The following is a 20,974-nucleotide window of genomic DNA, read 5'->3' as shown; positions in this document are numbered from 1 at the left end:
GCTTTTTTGATCGCTGCTTAGGCTTTTTCTACCTGAGCAAAGTCCAGCTCTACCGGGGTCGCACGACCAAAGATAGAAACGGAAACTTTCAGGCGGGACTTCTCGTAGTCCACTTCTTCGACGACGCCATTGAAGTCAGCAAACGGACCGTCGTTAACACGAACCATCTCACCCGGTTCAAACAGCGTTTTCGGACGCGGTTTATCACCAACCTGCTGGAGGCGGTTCATAATCGCATCAACTTCTTTGTCGCTGATTGGCGCCGGACGGTCAGATGTGCCGCCGATAAAGCCCATCACGCGTGGTACGCTGCGCACCAGGTGCCAGCTCGCGTCGTTCATCACCATCTGAACCAGCACGTAACCCGGGAAGAATTTACGCTCGCTTTTGCGACGTTGGCCGCCACGGATCTCAACCACTTCTTCGGTCGGAACCATAACTTCGCCAAATAACTCTTCCATATTGTGTAATTTGATATGCTCACGCAGCGACGTAGCTACGCGGCCTTCAAAACCGGAAAACGCCTGAACGACGTACCAGCGCTTTTTAGGGGCTTCAGACATCTCAGAACCTCAGGCCAGTGATAAAGGATACCAGGCGAACCAGAATACCATCCAGTCCCCACAGGATCAGTGACATTACAGCGGTTACCGCCGCTACAATCAGCGTGGTGTGCAATGTTTCCTGGCGAGTCGGCCAAATGACCTTGCGGACTTCGGTACGCGCTTCGCGGGCAAACGCAACGGTCGCTTTGCCTTTCGTCGTCAACAGCGCGACACCACCCGCCGCAGCAATCAGAATTACCACTGCAAGCGCGCGTAGCGGCAGCATCATGTCACGATAAAGATAGTTGCCGACAATCGCCACAATCAGCAGCACGGCTACAACTACCCATTTCATCGCTTCCAGGCCGCGCCCGCTCCCTTGAGCTTCGGTATTCGCACTCATAAACCAACCTGTCAGAAGTATTCTACAAACATTTTCACCCCGCGTGTGCGAGGCAAACCAATCGAAATGCTATTCGCTTTTCGTATTATACGCTCTCCGCAGAGCCTGTCTCAGCAATGATTATGACAAAATTAATCACTGATGAGCCAGGTTCTGATGTGAAAGCGTGCAAAAAGGGCATCAAATGATGCCCTTTTATTGCGCATTGCGTCAAATGTTATCAGCGATTAGCCGAGAACTTTAGCAACAACGCCCGCGCCAACGGTACGGCCGCCTTCACGGATTGCGAAACGCAGACCGTCGTCCATCGCGATTGGGTGGATCAGCGTCACAACCATCTTGATGTTGTCGCCTGGCATTACCATCTCTACGCCTTCTGGCAGTTCGATGGTACCGGTCACGTCAGTTGTACGGAAGTAGAACTGTGGACGGTAGCCTTTGAAGAACGGAGTATGACGGCCGCCTTCGTCTTTGGACAGAATGTACACTTCAGATTCGAACTTGGTGTGTGGCTTGATTGAGCCTGGCTTCGCCAGAACCTGACCACGTTCGATTTCTTCACGTTTGATACCACGCAGCAGAACACCAACGTTCTCACCAGCACGGCCTTCGTCCAGCAGTTTGCGGAACATTTCAACGCCAGTACAGGTAGACTTCGCAGTCTCTTTGATACCAACGATTTCAACTTCTTCACCAACTTTGATGATACCGCGCTCTACACGACCGGTAACAACGGTACCACGACCGGAGATGGAGAATACGTCTTCGATTGGCAGCAGGAATGGCTTGTCAATCGCACGCTCTGGTTCTGGGATGTAAGAATCCAGGTAGCCAGCCAGTTCGATGATTTTCGCTTCCCACTCTGCGTCGCCTTCCAGCGCTTTCAGCGCGGAACCACGAACGATTGGAGTGTCGTCGCCTGGGAAATCGTACTGAGACAGCAGTTCACGAACTTCCATCTCTACCAGTTCCAGCAGCTCTTCGTCATCAACCATGTCACATTTGTTCAGGAACACGATGATGAAAGGAACGCCTACCTGACGACCCAGCAGGATGTGCTCACGAGTCTGAGGCATAGGGCCGTCAGTCGCAGCAACAACCAGGATCGCGCCGTCCATCTGCGCAGCACCGGTGATCATGTTTTTAACATAGTCGGCGTGGCCTGGGCAGTCTACGTGTGCGTAGTGGCGAGTCGGGGTGTCATACTCAACGTGAGAGGTGTTGATGGTGATACCACGAGCTTTTTCTTCTGGTGCGTTATCGATCTGGTCGAAAGCACGAGCAGCACCGCCGTAGGTTTTAGCCAGTACGGTAGTGATTGCAGCGGTCAGCGTTGTTTTACCATGGTCAACGTGGCCGATAGTACCGACGTTAACGTGCGGTTTTGTACGTTCAAACTTTTCTTTAGACATCGATTGTCCCTCTAAGACACGGATAAATCGGTGATATCACCACATCAACCAGGCGAAAATGCCTGAACTGTTGAATACATTTACATTGAAACAGAGAGAAAGGGAGGGAGAAGTGAAGTGGTGCTGATACCCAGAGTCGAACTGGGGACCTCACCCTTACCAAGGGTGCGCTCTACCAACTGAGCCATATCAGCACGTATTGGAGCGGGCAGCGGGAATCGAACCCGCATCATCAGCTTGGAAGGCTGAGGTAATAGCCATTATACGATGCCCGCATCCTGAAACTCGGCTACCCAGTTCTTTCTGTAACAAAAAAAGAGATTTCTCTCTTTTCTGTTCGAGCTGGTCAATTTTTCCAACCAGCTCCGGCGGCGTTGTCGCTGCCAGAAAGTGGTGGTGGGGGAAGGATTCGAACCTTCGAAGTCTGTGACGGCAGATTTACAGTCTGCTCCCTTTGGCCGCTCGGGAACCCCACCGGACTTGATGGTGCCGACTACCGGAATCGAACTGGTGACCTACTGATTACAAGTCAGTTGCTCTACCTACTGAGCTAAGTCGGCATCAAGTAGCGCGCATTCTATGGAGACCTGCGCAGTCATGCAACTAAAAAATTGCATAAAACGTTCTTTCGCTCACATTTTATTCGAAACCAGGGCTAACCGCTGTAAATTCATCCGCTCACGGTTAAAAATTCAACATGAACGCCTGATTTCGGCACGCTATAGCCCCAGGTGATGCCTGCCCGGTTAAGCATCGCTTTCCCATATTTTTTCTTATTATTCCTCTCATCTGGTGTTAACCTCCTGCCCATTGTCCAAAATTAACTATGTGATGAGCCCGCACCCGCCGTTTCGTGATGGTTCACAGAAGCATGCTTATGAGCAAAAAAGAGCAAACGTTAATGACGCCCTATCTTCAGTTTAACCGTAGCCAGTGGGCAGCCCTGCGTGACTCCGTCCCTATGACACTGACGGAAGGTGAAATCGCACGGCTAAAAGGGATAAACGAAGATCTCTCCCTGGAAGAGGTGGCAGAAATCTATCTCCCCCTTTCTCGCTTGCTTAACTTCTATATCAGCTCCAATTTGCGCCGTCAGGCCGTACTGGAACAGTTCCTCGGCACGAACGGTCAACGTATTCCTTATATCATCAGTATTGCGGGCAGCGTGGCAGTGGGTAAAAGTACCACCGCGCGCGTGCTACAGGCGCTGCTGAGCCGCTGGCCGGAACACCGCAGCGTGGAGCTGATCACCACCGACGGCTTCCTGCATCCCAACGAGGTGTTGAAAGAACGCGGCCTGATGAAAAAGAAGGGCTTCCCGCTCTCTTATGATATGCACCGCCTGGTAAAGTTTGTTTCAGATCTAAAATCGGGCGTACCTCACGTTACCGCGCCGGTTTACTCGCATCTGATCTACGACCGCATCCCGGATGGCGACAAAACGGTTGTGCAGCCCGACATCCTGATTCTGGAAGGCTTAAACGTCCTGCAAAGCGGGATGGATTATCCTCACGATCCGCATCATGTGTTTGTCTCTGACTTTGTCGATTTCTCAATTTATGTCGATGCGCCGGAAGATTTGCTGCAACGCTGGTATATCAACCGCTTCCTGAAGTTCCGCGAAGGCGCGTTCACCGACCCGGATTCCTACTTCCACAACTACGCCCAGCTCTCTGAAGAAGAGGCTATCAGCGTGGCGACCGGGCTGTGGAATGAGATCAACTACGTCAACCTCAAAGAGAACATCCTGCCGACGCGCGAACGCGCAAGCCTGATCCTCACCAAGAGTGAGAAACACGCCGTCGACCAGATTCGTTTACGGAAGTAGACCTCAGACGTAAAAAAACCGGCTTAACGCCGGTTTTTTTATTTATGCCTGCGGCTTTTCGCCGTTTTCATCCTGATCGACCGCGAAGCAGGCCACCAGCTGTCCGCCATAATCCTTCAGCTGTGGCTGCAACTGCGTGCACGGGCCGAAGCGGCGACGGCAACGGGCGTTGAACGCACATCCCGGCGGTGGGTTAAGCGGGCTTGGCAACTCGCCGGTCAGCTTAATGCGCTCCCGGCGGTCATCCGGGTTCAGTCTCGGCGTTGCAGACAGCAGCGCCTGCGTATACGGATGACGCGGGTTAGTAAAGATCTGATCTTTCGTCCCCTTCTCCACGCAGCGTCCCAGATACATCACCATCACCTCATCGGCAATGTGCTCAACCACGGACAGGTCATGGGAGATGAAGACGTACGACAGTCCCAGATCCTGCTGTAAATCCATCATCAGGTTAAGCACCTGCGCGCGAACGGACACGTCAAGCGCTGAGACCGGCTCATCGGCAATCACCACGTCCGGGTCAAGCATCAGCCCACGGGCGATGGCAATACGCTGACGCTGACCGCCAGAGAACATATGCGGGTAACGATCGTAATGCTCGGTTTTAAGCCCCACCTTCGCCATCATCGCCAGCGCTTTTTCACGACGCTGCTCTTTGCTCAGATTGCTGTTAATCAGCAGCGGCTCTTCCAGAATCTGCCCCACTTTTTTACGCGGGTTTAAAGAACCGTACGGGTTCTGGAACACAATCTGGATTTTTTGACGACGCAGCTTCTGCGCCTGCGGATCGTGCTTGAGCAGATCCTGGCCCTGATAGTAAAGCTCGCCGCCGGTTGGCGTTTCGATCATCGTCAGCAGACGGCCCAGCGTGGATTTCCCACAGCCCGACTCCCCTACGACCGCCAGCGTTTTACCGCGTTCAAGGCTGAAGGAGACGCCGTCCAGCGCTTTTACCAGGCGCTCGGGGGCAAAAATCCCCTTCTTCACCGGGTAATGTTTTTTCAGGTCGATAGCCTGCAACAGCGGCTGTTGCGTGGTGGCCTCGTGCGTACTCATAGTGTTGGCCTCCCGGCATCATCGAGTGGGTAGTGGCATTTTGACTGCCGACCATCGGCCAGCAGATTCAGCTCTGGCTCCTCGGCGCGGCATTTATCCGTCGCATACGGGCAGCGCGGATTCAGCAGGCAGCCCTGCGGACGGTCATATTTACCCGGAACCACACCCGGCAGTGACGCCAGACGCGCTTTGTCCTGGGCAAACTCCGGCAGCGCGCGCAGTAACGCCTGCGTATACGGGTGACGCGGAGCGCGGAAGATATCGTGCGAACTTCCGGTCTCCACCACCTGACCCGCGTACATCACGATGATTTTGTGTGCCGCTTCCGCCACCAGCGCCAGGTCGTGCGTAATCAGCACCAGCGCCATATTCTCTTTCTGCTGCAACTCCAGCAGCAGCTCGATGATTTGCGCCTGGATGGTCACGTCCAGCGCGGTAGTTGGTTCATCCGCAATCAGCAGTTTTGGTCGACAGGCAATCGCCATGGCGATCATCACGCGCTGGCTCATGCCGCCGGAAAGCTGATGCGGGTAAACGTCCAGACGCGATGCTGGGTCAGGTATCCCCACCAGGTTCAGCAGATCGATAGCACGCTGGCGACGGGTTTTCTTGTTGCCGCCCTGATGCACCTTAATGGCTTCCATAATCTGGAAACCGACGGTGTAGCATGGGTTCAGGCTGGTCATGGGGTCCTGGAAGATCATCGCCACTTCCGCGCCCACCAGCTGGCGGCGCTGTTTTTCGGAAATGCGCTTCAGATCCTGACCGTTGAACTCCAGATTTTCCGCCATCACGCGGCCGGGGTAGTCAATCAGCCCCATAATCGCCAGCGAACTCACTGACTTACCGGAGCCCGACTCTCCTACAATCCCGACCACTTCGCCCTGATTAACGCTGTAGCTGATGCGGTCCACGGCGCGAAACGGTGTGCCTTCGTCGCCAAAGTGCACGGATAATTTATCTACATTTAATAACGCCATCTCGTGCCTCTTACTGCTTCAGTTTGGGATCAAGTGCATCACGCAGACCGTCACCCATCAGGTTAAATGCCAGCACCGTCAGCAGAATCGCCAGACCCGGGAAGGTGACGACCCACCAGGCGCTTTGCGCGAACTGCAACACGTCGGAGAGCATGGTGCCCCACTCCGGTGTTGGCGGCTGCGCACCCATGCCAAGGAAGCCAAGAGCGGCCATATCAAGAATGGCGTTAGAGAAACCGAGCGACGCCTGAACAATCAGCGGCGCAAGGCAGTTTGGGAAGATATTGATAAACATCTGACGCATCGCACCGGCACCCGCCACGCGAGAGGCGGTAACGTAGTCGCGGTTCACTTCCACCAGCACCGCCGCACGGGTCAGACGCACGTAATGCGGTAGCGCAACAAACGTCAGCGCAAGCGCGGCGTTACCAATCGACGGACCAAAGATCGCCACCAGCACCAGCGCCAGCAGCAGGCTTGGCAATGCCAGCATAATGTCGACGACGCGCATGATGATGTTATCAACAATGCCGCCGAAGTAGCCTGCCACCAGGCCGAGTACGATCCCCATGATCAGCGACAGTACGACAACGAGGCAGCCAACCAGCAGCGACAGGCGTGCGCCGTACATCAGGCGCGACAGCACATCGCGGCCCACGTCGTCGGTGCCCAGCAGGTGCGTCAGGCTTCCGCCGTCCTGCCATGCAGGAGGTGCCAGCAGCGCATCGCGGAACTGATCAGCCGGGTTATACGGCGCAAGGACGTTCGCAAACACCGCAATCAGGATCATGATGGAAACATACACCAGCCCGACGACCGCGCCTTTGTTGCGCTTGAAGTAGTGCCAGAACTCCTGCATCGGCGTCATTGGCACCGGTGCGGTGACCACTTTATTTTGAGTAACTTGTGACATGATGGCCCCTTACTTCTTATGACGAATACGCGGGTTCACCACGCCGTACAGCAAATCGACCAGCAGGTTGACGAGGATAATCATCGTCGCGACCAGCAGTACACCGCCCTGCACAACCGGATAGTCACGGCGTTGCAGCGCATCAATCAGCCAGCGTCCAAGACCCGGCCAGGAGAAGATGGTTTCGGTCAGGATCGCCCCCGCCAGCAGCGTACCGACCTGCAAACCGATAACGGTTACCACCGGCAGCATAGCGTTACGCAGGGCATGAATGATGATGACGCGCATACGGGTCAGGCCTTTAGCGCGGGCAGTACGAATATAATCCTCGCCCAGCACTTCCAGCATGGAGGAACGGGTCATACGCACGATCACCGCCAGAGGGATGGTGCCCAGCACCATTGCAGGCAGGATCATGTGCGCAACCGCATCAATGAAGTTGCCCTCTTCGCCCCAGATCGCCGTATCAATCAGCATAAAGCCGGTTAACGGGTTGGTGTCGTCAAGGAAAACCATGTCGCTGACGCGTCCGGAGACCGGCGTCAGGTTCCACTGCACCGAGACCAGCATGATCAGCATCATGCCCCACCAGAAGATAGGCATGGAGTAGCCGGTCAGTGCCAGGCCAACAGCGGTGTGGTCGAAAATAGAGCCACGCTTAACGGCAGCCAGTACGCCAACGGGGATCCCTACCGCGGTCGCGAAGATCATGGCGCAGATACCGAGTTCCAGCGTCGCTTTAAAGCGCGGTACGAACTCGTCCCACACCGGAAGACGGCTTTTCAGTGAAATCCCTAAATCGCCGTGCAACACACCCCAGATATAGTGGAGATACTGCTGCCACATCGGCTTATCAAGGCCGAGTTCAGCCAGCAGTTGCGCATGACGTTCAGGGGAGATACCACGCTCACCTGCCATAATCATTACCGGGTCACCCGGGATCATATGGACGAAGGCAAAAGTGAGAAGGGTGATACCGATAAACGTCGGGATAACCAGTCCCAGACGTCGGAGGATGAACTGCAACATAACCCGGATTCTCTCTGATGACGCACGCCCAGTGGCGTGACGTCTGTATTGCTCACAAATGTAAATTCCCTCTCCCTGTGGGAGAGGGTTAGGATGAGGGGATGCATGCACGCCCCTCACCCCTGCCCTCTCCCAGAGGGAGAGGGAGAACACCCTACTTATTATTCAACAGACACGTTTTCGAAGTGGTGTTTGCCCAGTGGATCGACCACGTAGCCCTTCACTTCTTTACGCACTGGCTCGTACACGGTGGAGTGAGCAACAATCAGCGCCGGAGCCTGATCGTGCATGACAACCTGAGCTTGCTTGTACAGTTCAATACGTTTGTTGTGATCGTCGGTCGCACGCGCCGGCTGGATCAGATCTTCAAACGGCTTGTAGCACCAGCGAGAATAGTTTGAACCGTCTTTCGCTGCCGCACAGCTGAACAGGGTCGCGAAGAAGTTGTCCGGATCCCCGTTGTCGCCGGTCCAGCCCATCATGACCGCCTGGTGTTCGCCCGCTTTAGCGCGCTTCAGGTACTCGCCCCACTCGTAGGTCACAATTTTGGCCTGTACGCCAATCTTCGCCCAGTCAGCCTGAACCATTTCCGCCATACGACGTGCGTTCGGGTTGTAAGGACGCTGTACCGGCATCGCCCACAGCTCGACGGTGAAGCCTTTGTCCTGGCCCGCTTCTTTCAGCAGCGCTTTCGCTTTCTCAGGGTCGTAGGTGTAGTCCTTAATGTCGTCGTTATAACCCCACATGGTTGGTGGGATCAGGTTCTTGGCCGCAACGCCCGCGCCCTGGTAAACGGCTTTGATGATCGCTTCTTTGTTCACCGCGTAAGTCAGCGCCTGACGCACTTTCACGTCATCGAACGGTTTCTTCTCGGTGTTGAAGGAGAGATAACCCACGTTCAGGCCCGCCTGCTCCAGCAGGTTGATATTTTTGTCCTGCTTCATGCGCGCGATGTCAGCCGGGTTTGGATACGGCATCACCTGACATTCGTTTTTCTGCAATTTTGCGTAACGCACGGATGCGTCAGGCGTGATGGAGAAGACCAGACGGTCGATCTGCGGCTTGGTGCCCCAGTAGCCCGGGAAGGCTTTATACAGAATACGGGAATCTTTCTGGTACTGAAGCAGCTGGAACGGGCCGGTACCGATTGGGTTCAGGTCCACTTTTTCCGGCGTGCCGGCTTTCAGCATGTTGTCAGCGTACTCTTTAGAGAGAATCGAGGCGAAGTCCATCGCCAGGTCAGCCAGGAATGGCGCTTCCGGACGCGTCAGCACAAACTGAACGGTTTTATCGTCCACTTTTTTCACTTCAGCGATCAGGTCTGGCAGACCCATCCCTTCGAAGTATTCATAGCTGCCGCCAGACACTTTATGGTACGGGTTCTGGGCATTTTTCTGACGGTCGAAGGAGAACACAACGTCGTCGGCGTTAAAGTCGCGCGTAGGTTTAAATTCTTTGCTGTCCTGCCACTTCACGCCCTGGCGCAGGTGGAAGGTATAGGTTTTACCGTCTTCGCTGATATCCCACTTTTCAGCCAGGCCAGGAATTACTTCCGTGGTGCCGGTTTTAAATTCAACCAGACGGTTATAGATCGGTACAGAGCTTGCGTCGTAAGTCGTACCAGAGGTAAAGAGCTGTGGGTTAAAGCCTTCCGGAGAGCCTTCAGAACAGTAAACCAGGGTTTTTGCCTGTACGCTTGCTGCAACGGTCATGGCCACCAGGCTCAGACCAAGCTTCAGCATCCCTGACTTCTTCAAGGAAATACTCATTATTGTGCTCCAATGTGATGTTTTGCTTTGTTGTGTTACGCCGCCTGACCTTTATTTATTTTTTACCCGGTCCGGTCGGTGATGCCCGAAGGCGTTAAAAGGGATAGAGAATCCTTTCAGAAGAGCGTTTGAGTTGCAGCGCAGATCCTCCCTGAAATGCCCCTCGTGCCCTACAATCTGTCAACAGAATGTGAAAACGTCAATACAGGTGGCGGGGATTTACGTGGAGTGTGAGAAACCGCAAACAAAGATTAAAAAAACCCTGACCGTGAGTTTTCAGCAGAGAAATTTATGCTACTCGCCATGATGCAGCACAATTATCTTCATATTTCGCAACACTCAGTGATTAAGTTTTATTCAGAATGGGTAAATTTTCTTACAGAATGGTGATTATCTGAGCACTAAATACCGCGAACGTTAAAACGCACAGCAAAAAATGCTGAGGTTATCCATAAGCAACGCGAAAAAAGATCAAACTATATATAAAAAAATACAATGGATTATGTCACAAAACCGCAAGCAGGCAGGGGGAAGCAGGGCTAAGGGGTATTTTGAGGACTCGTGCGGGGTAACGCGTTAATGCAAAAAGGGCTAACCTTGCGGTTAGCCCTTTTTAGAATGTGGTCGGCGAGAGAGGATTCGAACCTCCGACCCACTGGTCCCAAACCAGTTGCGCTACCAAGCTGCGCTACTCGCCGAATGCGGAGCGCATCTTACTGCTGAGGTGCGCCCCCGTCAATCCCTTATTTTCAAAAAGCCATTCAACTGGCGATATTCTCGCCAGACCAGCTACTGCGCGGCTTTTGTGGTGTTATCAGGGAGTTTACACCAGTTGTTGTTTTCGTTAATCCCACCGTTCGGTGAGGTATAGCCGAGACAACCCATAATGGTGTCGTACAGCTCAACGTGACGGCGCGGTACCTTGATCTCTGCCTGCTGTTTCAGATGGGCAAACATTTTGGCTTTGTCCGGGTTTTCCAGGTACTTATCCGACATCCACATGATCATCGGCACGCGGAACTGCTCAGGCGGGGCCAGTTTACGCGGCGTGCCGTGTAAATGCTCTTTCTCGTTGATGGACTCGCCGTGGTCGGCCGCGTAAATCACAATCGCTTTCTTATCGCGAAGCTGGTCGATCACCCGGCTGAGGAAGGTATCCACATACAGAATCGAGTTATCATAGGCATTGATCAGCTCCTGCTTGCTACAGTTCTTGTTAATGCCGACGCACTCAGGCGTCCATTTGGCGAAATCGCGTGTGTAACGCTGATAGTAGCTGTAATGTGACCCTTTGGTATGCAGAACAATAAGGTGCTTACCCTGCGGATGGTTTTTCAGCGACTGTTCCATCTCAGAGAGCAGCAGCATATCATCAACGTTCTTTCCGCGGTTACGCGGCTCGGCGCCAATCTGCTCGCGGTAGGCGATGTTATCCGCCATGGTGTTGGTGTAGAACCACATCTCACTTTGCATGGCGAACAGATCGGAGCTAAATCCAAGCTGCTTCAGAACAGCAAACACGTTTTGCTCTTTGAGAGTGCGCTGAGGATTATCACTCGCACCGCCCTCACGAACAAACATACAGCGCAATGAAAGCTTCGTGGCGGTATCGCAGGAGTAGCCGCGGTATGCCACCAGGTTCTTTTCCTGCGCCAGTTTCGGGGTGGTATCGCGGTCATAACCGAGAATACCCATATGATCCCAGCGCGTCGTTTCGCCGATAACGAAGACCACGTAAGTATCATCCAGTCCGTCAGCCGGAGCCTGGTAGGTGAACTTTTTGGTCGGGTTAATCAGCGATTTCACATCGCTGGATTCGTCCGCCTGAGCCCAGGCATAGAGACCTAGCGCCGACAGCCAGTTAGACGGCAGATACGAGTTAGCCACCACGCCGCCGTAGCTTGGCATATCTACGCCTGTCGCTTTTTCGATCCGCTTTTGCTGTTTTTCCATCAGGCGAATAGGCGCCCATACCAGCAGACCCGCCAGAAGAACGACGGCGACGTTGCGGATGCGTTGCCCACGGGTACGCAGCTGGCGTAACAGGGTATAGCGACAGGTATTACTCCAGATAAAGAAGAGCGGGATCAGGCAGGTCAAAATCGTCCACATGATGAACCCTTGCCCCACCACCTCTTTCGAGAGGTCGATGTCCGTGGTCATCACCGAGGCCACAATACCGTAGCCAATGACCACATTCATGAATGTCATGTAATAGCTTGCAGCGGCAGAGATAATCACCACCAGCGAGGCCAGAACCTGCCATGTACGTCTGCCAAAAAGCGAGAGCAGACGTAGCAGGAAGAAGGTTGCCAGAATTGAGCCAAACACTTCAATCGCGGCGAAAATCCCGTTTCTTACGGTGAGGTGTTCAAAATAACCTTCCACTCTTCTGAACAGCACCGCGCCATTCAGAAACAAACCGATATAGACAGCCAGCATCAGACACAATCTTTGCTGGGTAAGAGACCTGATATATTTCATGCAAACAACCCTGGGGGAAGGGGTATAAAGACCCGCCGAATCTCATTGAGAAAGCAGACAGAGTAAGTAGGTGCGAGATAAACCGTTATCAGAAACGTCTACAAGCGCGATAAGTAGACCACAGCGAGGAAGAAAAGTGGCAGCAGAGAATGTGAATCGATGAAAATTTTTACAAAATAACAAGTCCGGAAGTGATATGGCGATAAAAAAAGAGGCCCTGCGGCCCCTTTTTTATCGAATCATGCATGCGCTTCTTTATATACCTCGCGCTGCGGCTGACGAATCGTGGTGGACAGCGCCAGTGAAATAATCAGCAAGGCAAATATCACGCAGAATGTCACGTAGAAGCCACCAAACAGCGAGGCAATCAGCGATCCGCAAATACTGCCGATACCGAAGCCGAGATAAATCACACCGTAGTTTTTCGCCAGATTGTTCAGCCCGAAGAACTCGCTCACCAGCGACGGGAAGACGGTAATGGTGCCGCCAAAGTTAAAGGCTACGCAGGCTATCGCCGCAAAGAATGTCGCTTCGTTCAGCGGAGCGAACAGCAGCGCTGCCATCCCCACCAGGGATATCACCTGCCCCAGCGTAATCACGCGGATCCTGGCGATTTTGTCAGACAGGATACCCAGTACCAGACGACCCGAGAGGTTAGCGATGGAGATGACCGTTACCGCGTTCGCCGCCGTCGCCGCGTCCAGTTTCACCATTCCCTGCGCGATATCTTTCGCCACGCCGATGACATACAGACCGCTCATGCAGGCCGTCAGGAACATCACCGCCAGCATCCAGTACTGCGGTTTACGCATGGACTGTGCAAGGGTGAAATCATTCTCCACCACACCGTTAACGGTTTTCACTTCCTGCTGCGGCGCGTCTTTCATCAGCGTTGCGCCGAAGAGGATCATCACCAGCACAATCACGCCCCAGATCATAAAGGTTTTTTCAAGCCCCACCGAGGCCAGCAGATGCGCATCGATGAATTTGAAGCCAAGGCTGCCCAAGCCATATGAACCAATGGCAAACGCGGAGATAAGCCCTTTACGCTCCGGGAACCACTTCACGCAGTTAGACAGCGTCAGCAGGTAACCTGCGCCGTCCGCCAGCCCCACCAGCACCCCGGCGCTCAGCCACAGCATCATCAGGTTGTCGGAATATGCCGTCAGGAAGAAGCCCACGCCCAGCAAGATCCCGGAGGCCATGGTTACACGCTTCACGCCGAAGCGCTCCTGAAGTTTGCCCGCCACGGAAGAGGAAATTGCTAACCCAAGACTCAGCAAGCCGAAGGAGAACGCCACCTGGCTTATCGGCGCGCCGATCTTATCAGACAGGGCGCTGTTAAACAGGCTCCAGGTATAGACCGATCCCAGTGCGAACTGGGTAACGATGGTGCCGAATAGCGTCAGCCAACGCGTGCGGTTATAAGTTGATGTGTTCATGGCAGTGTCCTGCAAGATAAATTAAGGAAATTCGCTGAGGACACGATAAACAAAACCCCATAACACCAGGGGTAAAACGGCATGAAATGCAGGAGAAACGGAATGAAATGCCTGGAAGCGGGAATGAATGACCTTGCCGGAGAAGAAAAAGCTCAAAGGTGAGCGATCACTATCGCTACAGCCCACGCCGTTATTGTATTAAATATGTTACCGCAGCGTTTAAAAAAGTGACAACCCTTTAAAATTTGGCGCTCAATCCCAGCGTATATAAATATTCTTCTTCAGATTGCTGGTTATAGCTGATCTTCGCCCAGGGGTGTAAATCACCATACTGCGTATCGACACGCCACCCCAATGAGTTCACGCTGGCATGCCAGAGTGGATCGGTAAGCGACTGCGTGGTGGTTGTATCCTCAAACGCATTCACTGGTGCGGAGGGAGCGTCATCAGTGCGCCACGCCATTACGGGCCCGGTGGTGAAATGTCCCGCCACGGGAAAATTCCAGCCAACGCTCAGAACGGTTTCCGCATCCGAAGCGGAGGGATCGTTCAGGGTAAACCCCGCAGCATTCTGCGTGCGGTTAATACGCTCCGCGAGAATATCTTCATAACGAGGTTGGTGATCGGCGTCCCATGTATAGCGTTCCATCGTATTACTTTGAGCATCTGAAACGATATATTCCTGTTGCCACGCAAAAGCGGTGTTACAAAAAAGCAGGCAGACTGAAACACCCACCAGGCCAGAAGCAGCATGGCGACCACTGATTTTTTTTATCATCATCAAAGCGACTCCAGAAAGAGCCGAGTTCGGCGATATATGTCATTGTTCGAAGAGGTATTAGGGCGTATAGCCCTGTATTAACTATTGTCTCTTTAGCAGACACGTCAAGCCGGGCAGATTGAAATTTTTGCGTTTACCGTATCAGGAAGGGAGATGACCTATGCAACGTTGCGGCTGGGTAAGCCAGGATCAGCTTTATATCGATTATCACGACAAGGAATGGGGCGTACCGGAAACCGACGGTAAAAAACTGTTTGAAATGATTTGCCTTGAAGGCCAGCAGGCCGGACTGTCGTGGATCACCGTTCTGAAAAAGCGTGAGAACTACCGTAAAGCCTTCCACCAGTTCGATCCGGTAGCGGTTGCCGCCATGAACGACGACGACGTGGAAAGGCTGGTTCTGGATACCGGTATCATCCGCCATCGCGGTAAAATTCAGGCCATTATTGGTAACGCGCGTGCTTATCTGGCGATGGAGCAAAACGGCGAACCCTTCTCAGCATTCGTCTGGTCGTTTGTGGATAACGAGCCGAAGGTGACGCAGGCCGCCACGCTTGCAGAGATCCCAACGTCGACCCCCGCCTCAGATGCCCTGTCGAAAGCGCTGAAAAAACGCGGCTTTAAGTTTGTGGGCACCACCATCTGTTACTCCTTTATGCAGGCCTGCGGGCTGGTCAATGACCACATTACGGGCTGCTTCTGCCATCCGGAGGGCCACCATGATCCGCAAATGGCAAAGTGAGGACACCGCTCCGCTTTTGAGTCTGTGGCTGGAGAGCACCACCGAGGCGCATCCGTTTATCGACGCAAGTTACTGGCAAGCGAATGAAGCGGTAGTGCGGGATGAATACCTTCCCGCCGCCGAGACCTGGGTCTGGGAAGAAAACGGTACCCTGTGCGGTTTTATCAGCGTCATGCAGTTCCAGTTCGTGGGGGCGTTGTTTGTCGCCCCGGCGTTCATCGGAAAGGGGATCGGGCGTGCGCTGCTGAACCACGTTCAGCAGCACTATCCGTATTTAACTCTGGAGGTGTATCAGAAAAACGTGCGGGCGGTGAATTTCTATCATGCTCAGGGTTTTCGCATCGAAGACAGCGCCTGGCAGGATGATACCCAACACCCGACGTGGATCATGAGCTGGCAGGCGGATCAAACGCCGTAAGGGTAAGCGCCGGCCCCTCATATTTCTCCACCCATGCCAGCGCCGTATTCCCCGCGCAGCCATTCCCCAGCTTCGAGCTGGGGAGATCTTTGGTCAGCACGTTTACGGCGCCGTTCTTACAAATACCGCCCTCGTCCAGCGCCAGATCCGGCCATGCGCCCTGATGAATGCAGAAAACGCCAGGGCGGATCCCGTCACTCACCACGGCGCCTGCCAGCACCTGCCCGCGCGCGTTCCAGACCCGAACGAGGTCGCCGTGGTTAATCCCCCGCGCCTTTGCGTCATCGCTGTTCAGCGCAATCGGCTCACGACCCGCCACCGCATACTGCTCGCGCAAAGCCGAATAGTTGAGCTGGCTGTGCAGACGATGGGCGGGATGGGCAGACAGCAGCTGAAGCTGCCCCGGCTGCGCATTGCCATGCCATTCGTCCGGCTCCAGCCACGCCGGATGTGGCGGACAGTCCGCGTAGCCAAAGCTGGCGATGCGTTCGCTGTAGATCACAATCTTCCCGCTTTCGGTTTTTAACGGATGATTCTCCGGATCGCGACGGAAGTCAGCAAAGCGCACAAACCGCGCATTCTGCTCGCTTTCCGGCATTTCGAAGAGTTGATTCGCCTCCCAGAACTCAGCGAATGGCGGCAGCGTCACGCCCTGCGCAGCCCCGCGCTGGCTGGCAATCTGGTAAAACGTTTCCAGCCATTGCAGATCGGTTTTGCCCTCGGTGAAACGCTCCCGACCGCCCGCTTCCCACATTTCACTCAGGTCGGCAAAGACATCAAAATCATCCCGCGCTTCATCCCGGGGAGCCACGACGCGCTTCATCGGCACCATATGCTGATTACTGTAATCCCCCGTCATGGTGAGATCGTTACGCTCGAACGAGGTCGTGGCGGGCAAAACGATATCGGCATGTTTCGCTGACGCGGTCCAGAAGCACTCCGAGATCACCACCAGCTCCGGTTTCTGCCAGGCGCGGATCAGGCGGTTAGTATCCTGGTGATGGGTGAAGTTGGCCCCACCCGCCCACCAGACAAACTTAATATCCGGGAAATGCCGATCCTGGCCGTTGTGCTGATAAAACCCGCCTGGGTTCTCCAGGGCTTCAACAATGCGTGCCACCGGAATTTTATCTACCGCGTCCACGCCACCCTGCACCGAGCCCTGCATGGACGCCAGCACCGCGGCTTTTCGCGTCGGGTTGCCGCCGTTAGCAAAGTGATAGGAAAGCCCAAAACCGCCGCCGGGTGTGCCAATCTGCCCGAGCATCGCGGCGAGCGTCACCAGCATCCAGTGCTTCTGCTCGCCAAACTGCTGGCGCTGCATCCCCCAGCCGGACATGAGCATCGTGACACGGCTATGGAATAACGTCGCCAGTTCGCGGATTTTAACGGCATCAACGCCGCAAATCGCCGCAGCCCACTCTGCGGTTTTGGCGATACCGTCGGTTTGTCCCGTCAGGTAGTCGGCAAATTTATCGAAACCCGTGGTGCAGCGCGCCAGAAATTCCGTATCGTGCCAGCCGTTCTCCACCAGGGTGTGGGCGATGCCCAGCATCATCGCCACGTCGGTGCCCATATGCGGCGCGATCCACTCGGCGCTGTCGCCGAAGAAATCCAGCGTTTCAGAACGCATCGGATCGATACAGATGATGCGCTTGCCGCTTTTGCGCAGCGCATCAAAGTAGGAAACGCCCTGCTCGTCGGACGCATTCCAGGCAATTTTCAGGGTATTGAGCGGGTTGGCGCTCCAGAGCACCACCACCTCCGCATGCTCCAGCACCAGCGGCCAGCTGGTCTGCTGCTGATAAACCTCATTCCCGCCCACGACATACGGCATGATTGCCTGCGCCGCGCCAGTCGAGTAATCGCCCAGATGGCCGGTGTATCCTCCGGCCAGGCTCATATAGCGTTGCAGCAGGGTTGCGGCCTTATGCAGCACGCCGTTCGAGCGCCAGCCATAGGAGCCGGCAAAAATGGACGACGGGCCATAGCTGTCGCGAATGCGTTTATGCTGGGTATGGATCAACGCCAGCGCGTCGTCCCAGCTCACGCGTACGAACTCATCCTGCCCACGAATACCCTGCGGCTTATCCGGTGACGCCAGAAAGCCTTTACGCACCATCGGCCAGCGGACGCGGGTTTTACTGTGTACCTGATCGCGAACGACGGTCTGTAAAGAGTTGAGATGGCGCGAAGGCAAAGCCCCGCGAGACGACAGCACAGTGTCGCCATCGGTTTCGACCAGCATCGGCCCCCAGTGGGCGGCGGTCAGAATGGTTTTTGTTGAGGTGCTCAAAGCGTGCGCTCCTGGTTGCGTGCAGGTGTTTCGGCCTTTCATTGAGGCAGTTTATCGTTTGTGACAAATTTCAGAGTTATACACTGAATTTTCTCCGTATCCGGACGTCATAATCCACTGCCACGTCCATCGTGGCAAAGAATAAAAAGGATTAAGGAAATAAGATGAAAAAACGCGTACTCGTTATTGCCGCTCTGGTGAGCGGCGCACTGGCTGTTTCTGGCTGCACAACCAACCCTTACACCGGTGAACGCGAAGCGGGCAAATCCGGCATTGGCGCGGGTATTGGTTCCCTGGTGGGCGCTGGCGTTGGCGCACTCTCCTCCTCCAAGAAAGATCGCGGCAAAGGTGCGCTGATTGGCGCAGCGGCAGGCGCAGCCCTGGGCGGCGGCGTGGGTTATTACATGGACGTGCAGGAAGCAAAACTGCGTGACAAAATGAAAGGTACGGGCGTGAGCGTGACGCGCAGCGGTGACAACATCATCCTGAACATGCCAAACAACGTGACCTTTGACAGCAGCAGCGCGACGCTGAAACCCGCAGGCGCAAACACCCTGACCGGCGTGGCCGCAGTGCTGAAAGAGTACAATAAAACTGCCGTGAACGTGATTGGCTACACCGACAGCACCGGCAGCCAGGATCTGAACATGCGTCTGTCCCAGCAGCGCGCCGATTCCGTGGCCAGCTCGCTGATCGCCCAGGGCGTAGAAGCGAACCGCATCCGCACCAGCGGCATGGGTCCGGCTAACCCGATAGCCAGCAACAGCACGGCGGAAGGCAAAGCGCAGAACCGCCGCGTTGAGATTACGTTGAGTCCTGTGCAGTAGGTAAAAGCAAAACGGTAACCCCGTTGCCGTTTTTAGTGTTTGCGCCCTCTCCCGTGGGAGAGGGTTGGGGTGAAGACATCAGACCGCAACCTCCGTTAAGCGCAGCGCCACCCGGCAAATAGCTTGATTCGCCAGATTTTCCCGCTAAGGTATTCTCACTAAATTCAGGGAAATCAGCGATGATCAAACCAACCCGGGCCACCATCAGCGACGTGGCGAAAGCCGCCAAAACCGGTAAAACCAGCATTTCACGCTACCTCAACGGCGAGAAACACCTGCTTTCCGATGCGCTGCTGGCGCGAATCGAACAGGCCATTGCCGATCTCGACTACCGTCCCAGCCTGATGGCGCGCGGCCTCAAGCGGGGCCGCACCCGTCTGATTGGCCTCATCATCGCCGATATCACCAACCCCTACTCCGTAAACGTCCTCAGCGGCATCGAAGCGGCATGCCGTGAGAAAGGCTTTACCCCGCTGGTCTGTAACACCAATAACGAGGTTGATCAGGAGCTGCATTACCTCGATCTGCTGCGCAGCTATCAGGTGGAAGGGATTGTGGTGAATGCCGTCGGGATGCGAGAAGAGGGGCTAAATCGTCTGCAACAATCGTCTCTGCCAATGGTGCTTATTGACCGAAAAATCCCGGAATTTGCCTGCGATGTGGTCGGGCTGGATAACACCCAGGCGGCTACCACCGCCACTGAGCACCTGATTGAACAGGGCTTCGAAGCCATTTTATTCCTGAGCGAACCGCTGGGCATGGTTAACACCCGCCGCGACCGCCTGGCTGCATTTCGTGCCACACTGGCGCGATATACCGGCGTGATCGCCGAGAATGCCGAAATCCCCCTGCATGAAGCCGGGCAGCTGGATAATACCCTGCGCCAGTTCCATACCCGCCATCGGGGTATGCGCAAGGCGGTGATCTCCGCGAACGGGGCGCTGACGCTTCAGGTTGCCCGCTCGCTTAAACGCATTGGCCTGCACTGGGGCAGCGACATCGGCTTACTCGGCTTTGATGAACTGGAGTGGGCAGAACTTGCTGGCGTAGGCATCACCACCCTCAAACAACCCACCTGGCAGATCGGCTATGCCGCGGTTGAACAAGTGGTTCGCCGCATTGAAGGCACCCGCGACGCCGTACGCGAGCAGGTTTTTTCCGGCGAACTGATCGTTCGCGGCTCTACTGCCCGTTAATTTCCCCTTCGTGACAGCGATCATAAATTCAGCATCCCGATCTTTTCTTTGGAACCGGTTCCATCTAGCGTAATACTATCGATTACGCTCTGGAGTCAGGAAATGAGCAGGAAAATTATGGTGGTCACCGCCGCGTATGGTGCGGAACAGGTGCGACAGGCAGGCGGTCAACGGGCAATGCTTCCCGTTATTGCCGGCGCGGGAGCTGATGGCGTTGAAATCCGCCGCGAGCTCTTCAGCAACGACGAGTTAATGGCCCTGCCTGCGCTCGGCGAGTCCATTGAACTGCTGGGTTTACTGGCGTGCTACTCCGCCCCGGCCCCCCTGTTTATGCCCGATGGCACCCTCAACACAGATCTCCCGCGCTACCTTAGCGAAGCCAGCGCCCTGAACGCGCTGTGGCTTAAAGTCTCGCTGGGTCATTTCAGCGACAAACAGCCGCTTGAAGCCCTGCGCGCACTGCTGGATGAAAGCGGCATGACGCTGGTGGTGGAAAACGACCAGACCGACTGCGGGCAGCTCGCGCCGATGCAGCGCTTCAAAGCCGCCTGCCGGGTAATGGCGCTACCGGTCACGCTGACGTTCGATATGGGCAACTGGCTGTGGGTTGGCGACTCCCCGGAAGAGGCTGCACGTCAGCTGGCTCCCGCCGTGAGCTATATTCATGTGAAGGCCGCGGTCCCACACAAGGCGCAGTTCCGCGCCGTCGCGCCGGATCAGACCGATTCTCGCTGGCGGGATCTGCTTAATCAACTCCCTGCCGATGCGCCACGCGGTATCGAATTTCCGCTGGAAGGGACGGATCTCACCGCCGTCACCCGCCATTACGTCAACCTGCTGCGCGAGGAGTAAA

Annotated in this window: 18 protein-coding genes and 5 tRNA genes; 6 read left to right on the top strand and 17 right to left on the bottom strand. The window is 55.0% G+C overall.

Translation table 11 applies throughout. The features are described from left to right. Positions 1–17: 17 nt before the first annotated feature. From nusG to L379_RS21440, 7 genes are all read right to left on the bottom strand, one after another. The gene (gene nusG, locus L379_RS21410; RefSeq protein ID WP_003862341.1) at positions 18–563 is read right to left on the bottom strand and encodes a transcription termination/antitermination protein NusG; all 546 of its coding nucleotides are present in this window, start codon (positions 561–563) and stop codon (positions 18–20) included. Position 564: 1 nt separating this feature from the next. Further along, positions 565–948, bottom strand: coding sequence for a preprotein translocase subunit SecE (gene secE / locus L379_RS21415; RefSeq protein ID WP_003862342.1), 384 nt, complete (start codon positions 946–948; stop codon positions 565–567). Positions 949–1,175: 227 nt separating this feature from the next. Continuing rightward, positions 1,176–2,360, bottom strand: coding sequence for an elongation factor Tu (gene tuf, locus L379_RS21420; protein ID WP_032634256.1), 1,185 nt, complete (start codon positions 2,358–2,360; stop codon positions 1,176–1,178). 118 nt (positions 2,361–2,478) lie between these two features. Continuing rightward, positions 2,479–2,554 (bottom strand) — tRNA-Thr (locus tag L379_RS21425). A gap of 6 nt (positions 2,555–2,560) precedes the next feature. Continuing rightward, a tRNA-Gly gene (locus L379_RS21430) sits at positions 2,561–2,635 on the bottom strand. Positions 2,636–2,751: 116 nt separating this feature from the next. Next, positions 2,752–2,836: transfer RNA gene (locus L379_RS21435), tRNA-Tyr, on the bottom strand. 8 nt (positions 2,837–2,844) lie between these two features. After that, positions 2,845–2,920: transfer RNA gene (locus L379_RS21440), tRNA-Thr, on the bottom strand. A gap of 317 nt (positions 2,921–3,237) precedes the next feature. On the opposite strand from L379_RS21440, the gene coaA reads away from it, so the two are divergent. After that, the gene (gene coaA, locus L379_RS21445) at positions 3,238–4,188 is read left to right on the top strand and encodes a type I pantothenate kinase (RefSeq protein WP_015569977.1); all 951 of its coding nucleotides are present in this window, start codon (positions 3,238–3,240) and stop codon (positions 4,186–4,188) included. A gap of 42 nt (positions 4,189–4,230) precedes the next feature. Here the strand turns inward: coaA and dppF are convergent, their stop codons facing one another. From dppF to L379_RS21490, 9 genes are all read right to left on the bottom strand, one after another. After that, a complete protein-coding gene (gene dppF / locus L379_RS21450; RefSeq protein WP_017383568.1) occupies positions 4,231–5,244 on the bottom strand; it encodes a dipeptide ABC transporter ATP-binding subunit DppF in 1,014 nt (337 codons plus the stop codon). Then, entirely contained in the window at positions 5,241–6,224 is a 984-nt protein-coding gene (gene dppD / locus L379_RS21455) for a dipeptide ABC transporter ATP-binding protein (protein ID WP_015569978.1), read from the bottom strand. Before dppD ends, dppF begins: the two co-directional genes overlap by 4 nt. 10 nt (positions 6,225–6,234) lie before the next feature. Then, on the bottom strand, positions 6,235–7,137 hold the full coding sequence (dppC, locus tag L379_RS21460; protein ID WP_006810535.1) for a dipeptide ABC transporter permease DppC: 903 nt from the start codon (positions 7,135–7,137) through the stop codon (positions 6,235–6,237). A gap of 9 nt (positions 7,138–7,146) precedes the next feature. Continuing rightward, the gene (gene dppB / locus L379_RS21465) at positions 7,147–8,166 is read right to left on the bottom strand and encodes a dipeptide ABC transporter permease DppB (protein ID WP_006810536.1); all 1,020 of its coding nucleotides are present in this window, start codon (positions 8,164–8,166) and stop codon (positions 7,147–7,149) included. A gap of 161 nt (positions 8,167–8,327) precedes the next feature. After that, positions 8,328–9,935, bottom strand: coding sequence for a dipeptide ABC transporter periplasmic-binding protein DppA (gene dppA, locus L379_RS21470; protein ID WP_003860756.1), 1,608 nt, complete (start codon positions 9,933–9,935; stop codon positions 8,328–8,330). A 621-nt stretch (positions 9,936–10,556) separates the two neighbouring features. Further along, positions 10,557–10,633 (bottom strand) — tRNA-Pro (locus L379_RS21475). Positions 10,634–10,724: 91 nt separating this feature from the next. Beyond that, positions 10,725–12,419, bottom strand: coding sequence for a kdo(2)-lipid A phosphoethanolamine 7''-transferase (eptB, locus tag L379_RS21480; RefSeq protein WP_017383570.1), 1,695 nt, complete (start codon positions 12,417–12,419; stop codon positions 10,725–10,727). Positions 12,420–12,658: 239 nt separating this feature from the next. Continuing rightward, positions 12,659–13,861, bottom strand: a complete 1,203-nt coding sequence (locus tag L379_RS21485; protein WP_015569982.1) for an L-lactate MFS transporter — start codon at positions 13,859–13,861, stop codon at positions 12,659–12,661. A 238-nt stretch (positions 13,862–14,099) separates the two neighbouring features. Next, complete coding sequence (locus L379_RS21490) at positions 14,100–14,642, bottom strand: lipase (RefSeq protein WP_032652178.1); 543 nt, start codon at positions 14,640–14,642, stop codon at positions 14,100–14,102. 160 nt (positions 14,643–14,802) lie between these two features. Between L379_RS21490 and tag the strand changes: the two genes are divergently transcribed. Then, positions 14,803–15,384: a DNA-3-methyladenine glycosylase I gene (gene tag, locus L379_RS21495; RefSeq protein ID WP_032652175.1), complete on the top strand. Its 582-nt coding sequence runs from the start codon at positions 14,803–14,805 to the stop codon at positions 15,382–15,384. After that, entirely contained in the window at positions 15,362–15,802 is a 441-nt protein-coding gene (locus L379_RS21500) for an N-acetyltransferase (RefSeq protein WP_032652174.1), read from the top strand. The genes tag and L379_RS21500 overlap by 23 nt, the downstream gene beginning before the upstream one ends. Here L379_RS21500 and L379_RS21505 read toward each other — a convergent pair. Next, on the bottom strand, positions 15,771–18,140 hold the full coding sequence (locus L379_RS21505; RefSeq protein ID WP_044488942.1) for a molybdopterin guanine dinucleotide-containing S/N-oxide reductase: 2,370 nt from the start codon (positions 18,138–18,140) through the stop codon (positions 15,771–15,773). The genes L379_RS21500 and L379_RS21505 overlap by 32 nt on opposite strands. A 122-nt stretch (positions 18,141–18,262) precedes the next feature. Here L379_RS21505 and L379_RS21510 point away from each other — a divergent pair, with 122 nt between their 5' ends. The 3 genes from L379_RS21510 to L379_RS21520 all read left to right on the top strand — a co-directional run bounded on the left by L379_RS21510 (position 18,263) and on the right by L379_RS21520 (position 20,973). Next, positions 18,263–18,925: an OmpA family lipoprotein gene (locus L379_RS21510; protein ID WP_015569987.1), complete on the top strand. Its 663-nt coding sequence runs from the start codon at positions 18,263–18,265 to the stop codon at positions 18,923–18,925. 179 nt (positions 18,926–19,104) lie between these two features. Then, a complete protein-coding gene (locus L379_RS21515; protein WP_032652172.1) occupies positions 19,105–20,121 on the top strand; it encodes a LacI family DNA-binding transcriptional regulator in 1,017 nt (338 codons plus the stop codon). 102 nt (positions 20,122–20,223) lie between these two features. Then, positions 20,224–20,973 (top strand): sugar phosphate isomerase/epimerase family protein, encoded by a 750-nt coding sequence (locus tag L379_RS21520; RefSeq protein WP_032652170.1) that lies wholly within the window; start codon positions 20,224–20,226, stop codon positions 20,971–20,973. The last annotated feature ends 1 nt before the right edge of the window (position 20,974 follow it).

It is taken from the genome of Enterobacter sp. MGH 33, assembly GCF_000534535.1.
GTDB classification, from domain to species: domain Bacteria; phylum Pseudomonadota; class Gammaproteobacteria; order Enterobacterales; family Enterobacteriaceae; genus Enterobacter; species Enterobacter hormaechei_C.
This window is presented reverse-complemented; position numbering and strand designations above follow the sequence as displayed.